The sequence below is a fragment of the Gordonia liuliyuniae genome, from assembly GCF_021738805.1.
Lineage (GTDB): Bacteria > Actinomycetota > Actinomycetes > Mycobacteriales > Mycobacteriaceae > Gordonia > Gordonia liuliyuniae.
Genome location: NZ_JAKKOR010000001.1, coordinates 617887 through 628903, shown reverse-complemented (window position 1 = coordinate 628903; position 11017 = coordinate 617887). Strand labels below are relative to the sequence as shown.

12 protein-coding genes and 1 tRNA gene are annotated in these 11017 nt (G+C 66.6%); 3 read left to right on the top strand and 10 right to left on the bottom strand.

Features of this window, described 5'->3' with window-relative positions:
- Positions 1–96: 96 nt before the first annotated feature.
- The 6 genes from L5G33_RS02875 to L5G33_RS02850 all read right to left on the bottom strand — a co-directional run bounded on the left by L5G33_RS02875 (position 97) and on the right by L5G33_RS02850 (position 2543).
- Complete coding sequence (locus L5G33_RS02875) at positions 97–492, bottom strand: hypothetical protein (RefSeq protein ID WP_236996622.1); 396 nt, start codon at positions 490–492, stop codon at positions 97–99.
- A 208-nt stretch (positions 493–700) separates the two neighbouring features.
- Positions 701–788 (bottom strand) — tRNA-Ser (locus L5G33_RS02870).
- 68 nt (positions 789–856) lie between these two features.
- Entirely contained in the window at positions 857–1147 is a 291-nt protein-coding gene (locus L5G33_RS02865; protein ID WP_236996621.1) for a hypothetical protein, read from the bottom strand.
- Between the two features lie 83 nt (positions 1148–1230).
- On the bottom strand, positions 1231–1710 hold the full coding sequence (locus L5G33_RS02860) for a nucleoside deaminase (RefSeq protein WP_236996620.1): 480 nt from the start codon (positions 1708–1710) through the stop codon (positions 1231–1233).
- Positions 1711–1720: 10 nt separating this feature from the next.
- Positions 1721–2242, bottom strand: a complete 522-nt coding sequence (locus tag L5G33_RS02855) for a tRNA adenosine deaminase-associated protein (RefSeq protein ID WP_236996619.1) — start codon at positions 2240–2242, stop codon at positions 1721–1723.
- Between the two features lie 64 nt (positions 2243–2306).
- The gene (locus tag L5G33_RS02850; RefSeq protein ID WP_236996618.1) at positions 2307–2543 is read right to left on the bottom strand and encodes a hypothetical protein; all 237 of its coding nucleotides are present in this window, start codon (positions 2541–2543) and stop codon (positions 2307–2309) included.
- Between the two features lie 164 nt (positions 2544–2707).
- On the opposite strand from L5G33_RS02850, the gene L5G33_RS02845 reads away from it, so the two are divergent.
- Complete coding sequence (locus L5G33_RS02845) at positions 2708–3658, top strand: prephenate dehydrogenase (RefSeq protein WP_236996617.1); 951 nt, start codon at positions 2708–2710, stop codon at positions 3656–3658.
- A 24-nt stretch (positions 3659–3682) separates the two neighbouring features.
- Here L5G33_RS02845 and L5G33_RS02840 read toward each other — a convergent pair whose 3' ends face one another.
- From L5G33_RS02840 to L5G33_RS02825, 4 genes are all read right to left on the bottom strand, one after another.
- Positions 3683–4273 (bottom strand): putative glycolipid-binding domain-containing protein, encoded by a 591-nt coding sequence (locus tag L5G33_RS02840; protein WP_236996616.1) that lies wholly within the window; start codon positions 4271–4273, stop codon positions 3683–3685.
- 51 nt (positions 4274–4324) lie between these two features.
- The gene (locus L5G33_RS02835) at positions 4325–5014 is read right to left on the bottom strand and encodes a hypothetical protein (protein WP_236996615.1); all 690 of its coding nucleotides are present in this window, start codon (positions 5012–5014) and stop codon (positions 4325–4327) included.
- Between the two features lie 126 nt (positions 5015–5140).
- Entirely contained in the window at positions 5141–7336 is a 2196-nt protein-coding gene (locus tag L5G33_RS02830) for a 3-hydroxyacyl-CoA dehydrogenase NAD-binding domain-containing protein (protein ID WP_236996614.1), read from the bottom strand.
- 33 nt (positions 7337–7369) lie between these two features.
- Complete coding sequence (locus tag L5G33_RS02825) at positions 7370–8578, bottom strand: acetyl-CoA C-acetyltransferase (protein WP_236996613.1); 1209 nt, start codon at positions 8576–8578, stop codon at positions 7370–7372.
- Between the two features lie 127 nt (positions 8579–8705).
- Here L5G33_RS02825 and L5G33_RS02820 point away from each other — a divergent pair, with 127 nt between their 5' ends.
- Together L5G33_RS02820 and L5G33_RS02815 are read left to right on the top strand one after the other, a co-directional pair.
- Positions 8706–9875, top strand: coding sequence for a TetR/AcrR family transcriptional regulator (locus L5G33_RS02820; RefSeq protein ID WP_372476846.1), 1170 nt, complete (start codon positions 8706–8708; stop codon positions 9873–9875).
- A 140-nt stretch (positions 9876–10015) separates the two neighbouring features.
- A complete protein-coding gene (locus tag L5G33_RS02815; protein ID WP_236996611.1) occupies positions 10016–10918 on the top strand; it encodes an adenylate/guanylate cyclase domain-containing protein in 903 nt (300 codons plus the stop codon).
- The last annotated feature ends 99 nt before the right edge of the window (positions 10919–11017 follow it).

The window sequence follows — 11017 nt, the reverse complement described above, 5'->3', positions numbered from 1 at the left end:
GGTGATGGGGGTGGGGGGGGCGCGGGCGGGGGCGGGGGGGGGGGGGGGGGTTGTGTCCCCCCCCCCCCCAACTCTCGGCGATGATTTTCTAGACCGTCACTTCCAGCGCGTCCAGAGCGTGAACGGGCGCTTGCCCGTCTTGTTGAAGCTGATCCAGACGTTGCCGTTGTGCGACGCTGCTTCACGGACGAGCAGGTTCGCCGTCGCATAGGTCGTGTAACCGCGGCCGGGCACGTACACCCGCTTGAAGCGGGTCTTCGAGTCGACTGACCCGTAGAAGTACGGATGGACCGCCGGGTGGTCGACCACACCGGCGACACCGGACTGTGCGAGTTGCTTGGTCTCCCCCTTGGTGAATCCGACAAACACCTTCGTGCCGGTGTCCTGGACGGTGGCTGCGGACGCCTGCCCCGCGGCCCCGAGTCCGGTAGTCGCAACGAGCCCGAGTGCCACCATGACGGCGAGCAGCAAACCGACGAGACGATTCTTCATTTTTCTCCCCCTGAGAGTGTTCATAGCCGACACCCCTGTCGACTGCGGACGATCCTGCCATATGGGACAGTCGCAGCAGCGTAGGTACCGACTGTGTTGCTCGACACACATCCGGAGGTCGGCGGCCTGGATCGATCGACGGGCCCGGAAATAATGCACCGGAAATGGAAAAGGCCCCCGACCTGGATTCCAGATCAGGGGCCTTCGGCGGTGGCGGAGGGATTTGAACCCCCGGTGCAGGGTCACTACACACGACATTTCGAGTGTCGCACCTTCGGCCGCTCGGACACGCCACCGCGAAGAACTATACGGCAGCCGAACCAGAGAGTGAAATCAGCTGGTCAGAAACTGTTTCCGTCGAGTTTCACGGTTTGTCGGTCGGCGACCCGCCGCCGGATAGCTTGCCGGCGATCTCACCGAACTTCTCCTTGGCGGTGTGCACCGCGCCCTGCACGTTCTCGTTCTTGGAGACCTCGTCGAACTTCTCGCGCGCCGTCGACACCGCGTCCTTGACCTGGTCGCTGTTGGCTACCTCGTCGAACTTCTCCTTGGCGGTGCCGACCGCGCCTTGAACCTGCTCGCTCTCGACGAACTCGTTGACTTTGCCGATCACCTGGCCCGCGAGTTTGGTGACCTTGTCCATCGGATCCGACATGATTTCCCCTTCGGTTGTCGCCTACGCGCAACCCGCGGCTGCGCACCCTTCAAGTGTGCCCCGCTTCTCGAACTGCCGCAGCATCAGTCGCGGCGGGTAGCGAAGAAGCCGGTCACCAGGCTTGCGCACTCGTCGGCGAGCACGCCGCCGAGGACCTCGGGGCGGTGCACCAACCGCGGATCGCGCAGGACGTCCCACAACGAGCCGACCGCGCCGGTCTTCGGCTCCCATGCCCCGAACACCACGCGAGAGACGCGGGACAACCCGAGCGCGCCCGCGCACATCGTGCACGGTTCGACGGTCACGACGAGCGTGCAGCCTTCCAGCCGCCAGCCGTCGCCGTGCCGCGCCGCGGCGGCCCGCAGTGCCAGGACCTCGGCGTGGGCCGTCGGATCGGCGTCAGCCTCGCGCCGGTTCGCTGCCCGCGCCAGTTCGACACCGTCCGGGCCGTAGACGACGGCTCCGATCGGGACGTCCTCGCCACCCGTCGAGCGGGCGACGTCGAGAGCCACCCGCATCACCGCCTCGGCGTCGCGGTGGACCGCGCCCCGATCGACGTCCATCACCGAGAGGTCAGTGGCCGAGCTTGTCGAGGACGTCAGACAGCTCGTCCGCGAACCCGAGCCGCGCGGCGACCATGCCGACCTGTTCGTCTGCATACAAGTCGGTGTCCCCGACGATCACGCTCATCACCGCGTCCGGCAGACCGAGGTCGGCGAGGATAGCGAGATCGCCCTCCTCCCACGGATCGATGTCGTCGAGCTCGTCCGGATCCAGATCGGGGACATCGACATTCAATGCGTCGAGCACGTCGGCGGCGATGTCGTAGTCGACCGCTGCGGTCGCATCGGAGATCAACAGCCGCGCACCGGACGGAGAGGGGCGGACGATCACGAAGAACTCGTCATCGACGTCGAGCAGACCGAACACGGCACCCGCCGCGCGAAGTTCGCGGAGCTGCAACTCGGCATCGTCGAGGCTGTCGAGCGCCGACGGCATCAGCGGTGAGAGTCGCCACCCGCCGTCGTCACGGACTACGGCCACCGCGAATCCGTCGACATCGGGGTAATCGCTCTGCGCGACGGGCTTCGCCATGCCCGCAACGGTAGTCGGTTTCCGCAGGTCTCCCAAGTCTGAATCGATGGGCGGCCCGCGCACTTCAGGTAGCCGCCGACTCCATGACGACGGAACCGAAACCGTACGGCAGGGTCAACGCAGTGTTCGGGCCACTGCGAGTCACCAGCACGGCACGACCGAGGGACAGCAGCATGGTGACCGGAGACCACACGACTGTCGGCAACGGATCCGCCGCGCGACGCCTACCGGCCCCGGGGCGCAACCCACCGATACGTCCGACAATCGACCTGGTCGCACCGCCGTCTGCAGTCCCGGCCATCGCCTACCCCAATCTCTCCGAACCTTCATACGTGGTGACCACTGTGTCATGCATCACTGTAGTTCGCGGCGGTTACGGTGAGTCGACGCGCGCGTTCGCGTCTCGCCCCGCCGCCTCGCCCCGCCGTATCGCCCATGGTCGGCGCGATGTGCCACCGTAGACGCATGCCTGTCACGTCCTCGCGCCCCGTCTGCATCCTCGGCCTCGGTCTCATCGGAGGCTCCCTGCTTCGCCGTCTCGCGGGCGAGCGGCCGGCGTTCGGATACAACCGGTCGACGGCCACGGTCAACGCCGCCGTCGCCGACGGGTACGACGCATCCAGCGACCTTCCGCAGACACTGACTCGCGCCGCCGAGACCGACGCGGTGATCGTGCTGGCGACACCGGTCACCGTCCTCGGCCCCATCGTCGACGCGGTCGTCGAACACGCGCCGGACTGTCTGCTCACCGACGTCGTGAGCGTGAAGGAGCAGGTGGCGCGAATCGTTGCCCACCATCACCCGGACGCCCGCTACGTCGGCGGGCATCCGATGGCGGGCACTGCTCACTCCGGCTGGGCGGCGACCGATCCGAGCCTGTTCGAGAACGCGATGTGGATGGTGACGACGCACGACGACACCGAGGCCGACGATTGGCTGGCCGTCGCCGACATCGCGCGTGCCGCGGGTTCCTACGTCGTGCCCGCCGCGGAGGACGCTCACGATCGGGCGGCCGCCGCGATCTCCCACAATCCGCACGTGACCGCGGCCGTCACCGCTGCGGTAGGTGCAGGCGAGAGCCGTCTACCGCTCCGCCTGGCGGCCGGCAGCTTTCGCGACGGGACGCGGGTGGCGGGCACCGCGCCCGAGTTGCAGCGCGCGATGCTCGAAGCGAACTCGGTCGCCCTCCTCAACACCCTCAGCGAGACGATCGATCGGCTCGTCGCCGCCCGCGACCGACTCCGCGACCACGGCGACGTCGCCGCCCTCATCGAGGCCGGCCACCGCGCGCGCACAGCATACGAAGAGGTCGCCGCCGGCGAGGTGGAACCGATCGTCGGGGTGACGATCGGCGACGACGGCTGGGCGCAGGAGTTACGCCGCCAGGCACATCTGGCCCGCGTCTGGGTCGGGTGAACCGACCCCGCCGGAGACAGCCCGTCAGATACGGGTCGCGACACCCGGATAGTCGAGGACGAGTCCGTGCTCGTCGATGGACAGCTCCACGGTCCCGGTCGCCGTGGTGACCGTCGCCGTCCCGTCACCGATCGTGTACGACCTGACTTCGGGTTCGATCTCGTAGGTCGGGAGTCGCAAGCTCACCAGCGGTACGTCGGTCAGTGCGCCCTTGCCGAAGAACGTATGACGGAAGATCGGGAGCGCCGACAGGAACGGCGACATCGCGACGTCGACCCCCTCGGCGCCGTCGAAGTCACTCTGGATGGTGCTGTACGGGGTCTGGACCATCCATCGGCCGTCCATGTCGCGGCTCACGTCGAGCGGGGCCTCGCCGCCGGTCTTGAGTAGACGGAACGAGAGGCGTCGCGTGATCCCGATGTCGTTGGCGACCAGTTCGTACGATGACGAATAGGCCTGGACCTCGGTGGTCTCTGCGGAGATGATCCGACCGTAGGCGCGCAGCCGTCCGCCCGCCGTGTTGAGCCGCACTTGTTCGAAGCGCCCGCCGTCGACCGATCGCCAGGTGAACATCGTCTTGGCTCCGGTGTCGGCTGCCTCGTCGGAAGAAGTCACACGTCTACGTTAGGGCATCCGGGGCACACTCATCGGCGCGCGCACCCGGATTCAGCCGACGGCACGGCATGCGAGGACGCCCGACGTGTCTGCAGGAGCCTCTTCGTGGGCGACGACCTGGCCGTCGACAGTGATGGTGCACGACGCCGGAGCACCCGGAGCGACGACGACACGGATCTGTAAAAGACCGGTGGTCGCACGCACCGTCTGCCGCCATCGCGCGGTCGTCATGTGAACGAGTTGGACGCCGTCGTCGTCGATGTATACGACGGCGGAGCCCGGCGCGGCGTCGACTGCGAGGTCGGCGTCAAGCGTGTTCGGTACAGGGCGCTGCGTCTCCCCCGGCACTTCGTCGGTCGGATCGATCGACTCCGGCAGGTACGGGTCCGTGGTGTTCTGCGAGACGGGCGCATCGTCGCGCAGCGTCGCGACGTCGGAGTCGTCGCCGCCCGACACCAGCTTGAACGCACCGGCCACGAGGAGCACCAGCACAATGATCGCGGCCGCGCCGAGTACCGCGCGCTGACGCGGGCCACCCGGCTCGGGTGGCGGCGGCGCGTACTGCGGGGCCTCGGCTTCGACGCCCTGCGGCTGGGCCTGAGCGGCAGGATCGGGGTCGGGCTGATAGGTGTATCGCGGTGCCCCGTCCGGCCCGTAGCCCAACGCCGGGTACTGCTGACCGACAGCCATCGGCGGCCGGTAGCCCGGCTGCTGCGCGTGTCCTGACCGTCCCGAATCCATCCCTGTCAGGATACGCGGATCGTTCACCGCCGATCGACCTCACCGCCACGGCCCGGCGACCGAATGCGGACGGCCCCGGTGAGACGAGCTCACCGGGGCCTTCGCGATGTTCGACCGGAGGTCGGACTACTTGACGAGATTCTCGTTCGTCAGCTTCTTGACGCCTGCGTCCGCCTTCTCGACGAGCGACGCGGGCGGCTCGAAGTTGGCGCCGTACTTGCCTGCGAGATCCTTGGCGCGGGCGACGAAGCCTGCGACACCGCCCTCGTAACCGTTGATGTACTGGATGACGCCACCGGTCCACGCCGGGAAGCCGATGCCGAAGATCGAGCCGATGTTGGCGTCCTCAACCGATGTCAACACGCCTTCGTCGAAGCACTTCACGGTCTCGAGGGCTTCAGCGAAGAGCATGCGCTCCTTCATGTCCTCGAGCGGGATCTCGACCGAGCCCGACTTGAAGTTCTCGCGAACGCCCGGCCAGATGAGGCCGCGCTTGCCGTCTTCGTAATCGTAGAAGCCCTTGCCGTCCTTCTTCGACGTGCGACCCAGCTCGACCATCTTGTCGACCACCGCGTACGAACCGTGGGCGGGGTAATCGACACCCGAAGCCTTCGCCGCGCTCTCGGTCTCCTTGCGGATCTTCTGCATCAGGGTCAACGTCAACTCATCGGACAGCTGCAGCGGCGGTGCCGGGTATCCGGCCTGGCCGCCGGCCTGCTCGATGAAGGCCGGCTCGACGCCTTCGCCCACGGCCGCGAGAGCCTCGTTGATGAACGTACCGATGACGCGGCTGGTGAAGAAGCCACGGCTGTCGTTGACCACGATCGGCGTCTTGCGGATCTGCAGGGTGTAGTCGATGACCTTCGCCAGAACGGCGTCAGAGGTCTTCTCGCCCTTGATGATCTCGACCAGCGGCATCTTGTCGACCGGCGAGAAGAAGTGGATTCCGATGAAGTCTTCGGAGCGCTTGACCCCCTCGGCGAGGATCGTGATCGGCAGCGTCGAGGTGTTCGAGCCGAGGATGGCGTCGGGTTCGACGATGTCCTCGATCTCCTGGAACACCTTGTTCTTGACCTCGACCGACTCGAACGCGGCCTCGATGACGAGGTCGACGCCCTTGAAGTCCGCGGCGTCGACCGTCGGGGTGATGCGGGCGAGGAGAGCGTCGCTCTTCTCCTGCGTCGTCTTGCCGCGCTTGAGAGCCTTCGCCTCGAGCGTCTCCGAGTAGCCCTTGCCGCGCTTGGCCGCCTCGAGGTCGATGTCCTTGAGGACGACCTCGATGCCTGCCTTCGCCGAGACGTAGGCGATGGCAGCGCCCATCATGCCCGCGCCGATGACGCCGACCTTCTTGGCCTGGTACTTATCGAAGCCCTCGGGCCGCGAGCCGCCACCGTTGATGTGCTGCAGGTCGAAAAAGAACGCCTTGATCATGTTCTGTGCGACCTGACCGGTCACCAGCGACACGAAGTAGCGGGTCTCGACGACGTCTGCGGTGTCGATGTCGACGTACGCGCCCTCGATGGCTGCGGCCATGATCGCGCGCGGTGCCGGCATGTTCGCGCCCTTGATCTGCTTGCGCAGCAGAGCCGGGAAGGCAGGCAGATTAGCGGCCATCGCCGGGTTGGTCGGTGCGCCGCCCGGGATCTTGTAGCCCTTCACGTCGAACGGCTGCTGAGCCTCCGGGTTCGCTTTGATCCACGCCTTGGCTGCGGGAACGAGCTCGTCGATCGAGCCGACGACCTCGTCGACGAGGCCGATCTCCTTGGCCTTGGCCGGCTTCAGGCGCGGGCCCTGCAGCAGGACGCCCATGAGCGCCTGCTGGATGCCGAGGAGTCGGACGGTGCGGACCACGCCGCCGCCGCCCGGGAGCAGACCGAGGGTGACCTCGGGAAGGCCGACGACGTTGCCCTTCACATCGGCTGCGACGCGGTAGTGGCAGTGCAGGGCGATCTCCAGGCCACCGCCGAGCGCCGCGCCGTTGATGGCGGCGACGACCGGCTTACCGAGAGTCTCGAGACGACGAAGGACCGCCTTCAACTCGTTCGTGCTCGAAGTGATCGCCGTCGCCAGTTCTTCCTTGGTCTGGTCTGCCGGCGGGTTGGTCATGTCCTTGAGGTCACCACCCGCGAAGAAGGTCTTCTTCGCGGACGTCAGGACGACACCGGCGATGTCGTCCTTCTCCGCTTCCAGGCGGTCGACGGTCGCAGCCATCGCTTCGCGGTAAGTGGAGTTCATGGTGTTGGCGCCCTGGTTGGGGTCGTCCATGGTGAGGGTGACGACGCCGTCGGCGTCCTTCTCCCACGCGATCATGTTGTCAGTCATGATGAAGTCTTTTTCCTTTTGGTTCCGGGGCGATCAGAGACGCTCGATGACGGTCGCGACGCCCATGCCGCCGCCGATGCACAGGGTGACCAGGCCGTAGCGGCCGCCGACGCGATCGAGCTCGTCGAGGGTGCTGCCCAGGATCATGGCGCCGGTGGCACCGAGCGGGTGGCCGAGCGCGATCGCGCCGCCGTTGATGTTGACCTTCTCGTGAGGAACGTTGAGGTCCTTCATCCATTTCATGACGACCGACGCGAACGCCTCGTTGAGCTCGAAGACGTCGATGTCGTCGACCGTCAGACCTGCGCGCTTGAGCGCGAGCTCGGTGGCCGGGGTCGGGCCGGTGAGCATGATCGACGGCTCCGAGCCGACCTCGCCGTACGAGACAACGCGGGCGCGCGGGGTCAGGCCGTTGCGCTTGCCCGCGGCTTCGCTGCCGACCAGGACCAGGCCCGAGCCGTCGACGATGCCGGAGCTGTTGCCGCCGGTGTGGACGTGGTTGACCTTCTCCACGTTCGGGTACTTCTGCATGATGACGTCGTCGAAGCCCGCCATGTCGGCGAGCGCCTGGAAGGCAGGCTTCAGCTTGCCGAGGCTCTCGACGGTAGTGCCGGGGCGACGGTGCTCGTCGTTGTCGAGCAGCGTGACGCCATTGATGTCCTTGACCGGGATGATCGACTTGGCGAAGCGACCTTCGTCCCACGCCTGGGCGGCGCGACGCTGCGACTCTGCGGCGTAGGCGTCGACGTCGTCACGCGAGAAGCCTTCGATCGTCGCGATCGTGTCGGCGCCGATGCCCTGCGGGTTGATGTAGTTGTCGTAGGCAGTGGCCGGGTCGGTGAACAGTGCACCGCCGTCGCTGCCCATCGGGACGCGCGACATCGACTCGACGCCACCGGCGAGAACCAGGTCGTCGTACTCCGACTTGACCTTGGCCGCGGCCAGGTTGACTGCTTCCAGACCCGACGAGCAGAAGCGGTTGATCTGCGTGCCGGGGACGGTCTCGCCCAACCCGGACACGAGGGCCGCGGTGCGCGCGATGACCGCACCCTGTTCGCCGACGGGCGACACGACGCCCAGGATCAGGTCGTTGATTTCCTTCGGATCGAGGTCGCCGTGGCGGGCGAGGAGTCCATCGATCAGCCCCGAGACGAGGTCGATCGGCTTGACGCTGTGCAGCGAGCCTCCACGCTGCTTGCCACGGGGCGTACGCACAGCCTCGTAGATGAATGCTTCGGACACAGGTGTTCCTTTCACACGAACCGATAGTGGTTACGAGACACAGGCTAACGCTTCATAACTTATTTGGCTATACCGGGTGGTCATCCCGTCTCGACAGTTCATCTCAATGCGCTATGGTCGGTTCACAATGACGGCTTCGAAGCGGTCCGGGACCTCACGCCCGGCCAACCGGAAACGGCAGCTGATCGATCACAGCGCTCAGCTGTTCCTTCGGCATGGCTACCCCCAAGTGTCCATGGCCGACATCGCTCGCGCAGCAGGCGTCACCGCCCCGTCGCTGTATCGTCATTTCGCCGACAAGCAGGCGTTGCTCTACGACGCGGTCCTCACCGGCGTCGACGATCTGCAGACCTGCACGACGTCCGCCGTGGCCTCGTCCGGCGGTGATTCTCACGCGTTCATCACGTCGATGTGCGGGTCGATGGCGCGACGTCAGAACGCCTCGACCCTTTGGCGGTGGACCGGCACGTACCTGACTCCGGAACAGAACCGTGAGGTAGTGCAAGGCACTCGGGCGGTACTACGCCAGTGGGCCGACGTGTTGTTCGCCGAGCGGGACTTGGCCGACTGGGAGCAGCGCCAGCTGGTGTGGACCCTGTTGAGTGTCGTCGGCAGTCTGTCCGTCCACCGTGCGCGGCTCCCGTCCGCGCAGGCGGTTCGCGAGCTCACGGTGGCCGCAGAGCGTCTCGTCGCCCTCACACCTTCGGCCGCGACGCCGTTGCGCGTTCCGCCGGACGTCGAGCTTCCCGGCGACGACCGCCGAACGGAGATACTCGACGCAGCGGCGCAGTTGTTCGCCGACCGCGGCTACGGCCCGGTCACCGTCGACGAGATCGGTGCCGCGGTCGGCATCACCGGCCCCAGTGTCTACAGGCACTTCCCGTCCAAGGCCACCATCCTGATCGAGATCGGCCGGCGCAGCGGTGCCCGGCTCGAAGTCGGTGTGGTCACCGCGTACGCGACCGGCACGGACGACGCCGACCGGCTGTCGCTGCTGGTCGACTCATATGTCGCAACTATCACGTCGATCCCCGATCTGTCGGTGTCGTTCAACAATGCGTCGGCTCTCGCAGGCGACCCGGGCGCCCGTGAGCTCGTCGACGTCCAGCGCCGTTACGTGTCGCGCTGGACCACTCTGATGACGTCGCTGTACGACATCGGCGAGGCCCAGGCCGCGATCGCCGTCCACGCTGCGTTGTCGATCGTGAACGACGCCGTCCGTGTGCGACGCGGTGTGGAACGCCCCGACTTCGGTGCCCAGATGGCGTATCTGATGCGGGGAGTCCTGGGGCTGTAAGCGCACGCTCGGCGGCGGACCGAGCAGAGCGTGCTGACGAGATCAGTACGCTCGCCGCCCCGTTCCGGCATATCGTCCCCACGACCCGACGAGCGTACTGATCTCGTGAGCATTCGGCGTCGACTCGATAACGTAGACCCATGACCGCGCCGAGCTCAGACGCCCGCTACTCCCGTGACGAGCTCGTCGAAGCACTCGGCATCGATCCCGAGTACGGCGAGAAGATCTGGACGGCCTTCGGCTTCGCGCGGCAGCATTCGGACGCGAAGCTGTTCTCCGACGCCGACGTGGCGGCCTTTCGACTGTTCGCGCGCGGTGCCGCGCAGGTCGACGAAGCGGCTCAGATCGCCACGGCCCGCACGATCGGGCAGTCGTTGGCCCGGTTAGCCGACTGGCAGGCCGACCAGCTGACCGAGTTCGACCAAAACCCGGACGTGACCTGGTCGATCAACGATATGGCGAAGGCGCTCAATAGAATCCAGCAATTGGTGTGGCGGCTGCACTTGGAGATCGCTCTCGAGGGCAGCCGGTCGTCGCATACCGATCACGCGGACTGGAACACGGTGATCGGTTTCGTCGACGTCGTCGGCTACACGAGCTTGTCCCGACAGATCGACCATCACGAGTTGAATGATCTCATCACCGCGTTCGAAGACCGGATCTCCGCGGTGGTGACCCGATACGACGGCCAGGTGATCAAGACTCTCGGCGACGGCATCCTGTTCGCGAACCCCGACCCCGCGTCTTCCGCGTTGACGGCGCTGGACATCGCCGATCTCAGCGACCAGCCGCCGATCCCGCGACTGCGGATCGGTCTCGCGCACGGCGAGGTCCTCGCGCGCCTCGGCGACGTCTTCGGCGAGCCGGTCAACATCGCAGCCCGGCTCTGCGGGTCGGCCCGCCCGGGCAAGATCCTGATCGACGAGAACCTCGCGGATGCGATCGAGGACGACGACCGCGTGCGTCTGCGGTCGATCCCGCCGTTGAGCGTGCGCGGCTACCGCCGCCTGCGCGCGCACGCGCTGTCCCGCCCGAAGCCCTGAGCACAGTCGAGACTCAGCATCAGGCGTCCGTCGTGAGAGTCGACGTCTCGTTCGAAGATCTTTGTCGTTCCATGGTTTGAATAGCTCTGGATCCAGCTC

Coding starts and splice junctions, on each gene's coding strand:
- L5G33_RS02875 (WP_236996622.1), bottom strand. CDS start 492: ATGAAGAATCGTCTCGTCGGTTTGCTGCTCGCCGTCATGGTGGCACTC.
- L5G33_RS02865 (WP_236996621.1), bottom strand. CDS start 1,147: ATGTCGGATCCGATGGACAAGGTCACCAAACTCGCGGGCCAGGTGATC.
- L5G33_RS02860 (WP_236996620.1), bottom strand. CDS start 1,710: ATGGACGTCGATCGGGGCGCGGTCCACCGCGACGCCGAGGCGGTGATG.
- L5G33_RS02855 (WP_236996619.1), bottom strand. CDS start 2,242: ATGGCGAAGCCCGTCGCGCAGAGCGATTACCCCGATGTCGACGGATTC.
- L5G33_RS02850 (WP_236996618.1), bottom strand. CDS start 2,543: ATGGCCGGGACTGCAGACGGCGGTGCGACCAGGTCGATTGTCGGACGT.
- L5G33_RS02845 (WP_236996617.1), top strand. CDS start 2,708: ATGCCTGTCACGTCCTCGCGCCCCGTCTGCATCCTCGGCCTCGGTCTC.
- L5G33_RS02835 (WP_236996615.1), bottom strand. CDS start 5,014: ATGGATTCGGGACGGTCAGGACACGCGCAGCAGCCGGGCTACCGGCCG.
- L5G33_RS02830 (WP_236996614.1), bottom strand. CDS start 7,336: ATGACTGACAACATGATCGCGTGGGAGAAGGACGCCGACGGCGTCGTC.
- L5G33_RS02820 (WP_372476846.1), top strand. CDS start 8,706: ATGACGGCTTCGAAGCGGTCCGGGACCTCACGCCCGGCCAACCGGAAA.
- L5G33_RS02815 (WP_236996611.1), top strand. CDS start 10,016: ATGACCGCGCCGAGCTCAGACGCCCGCTACTCCCGTGACGAGCTCGTC.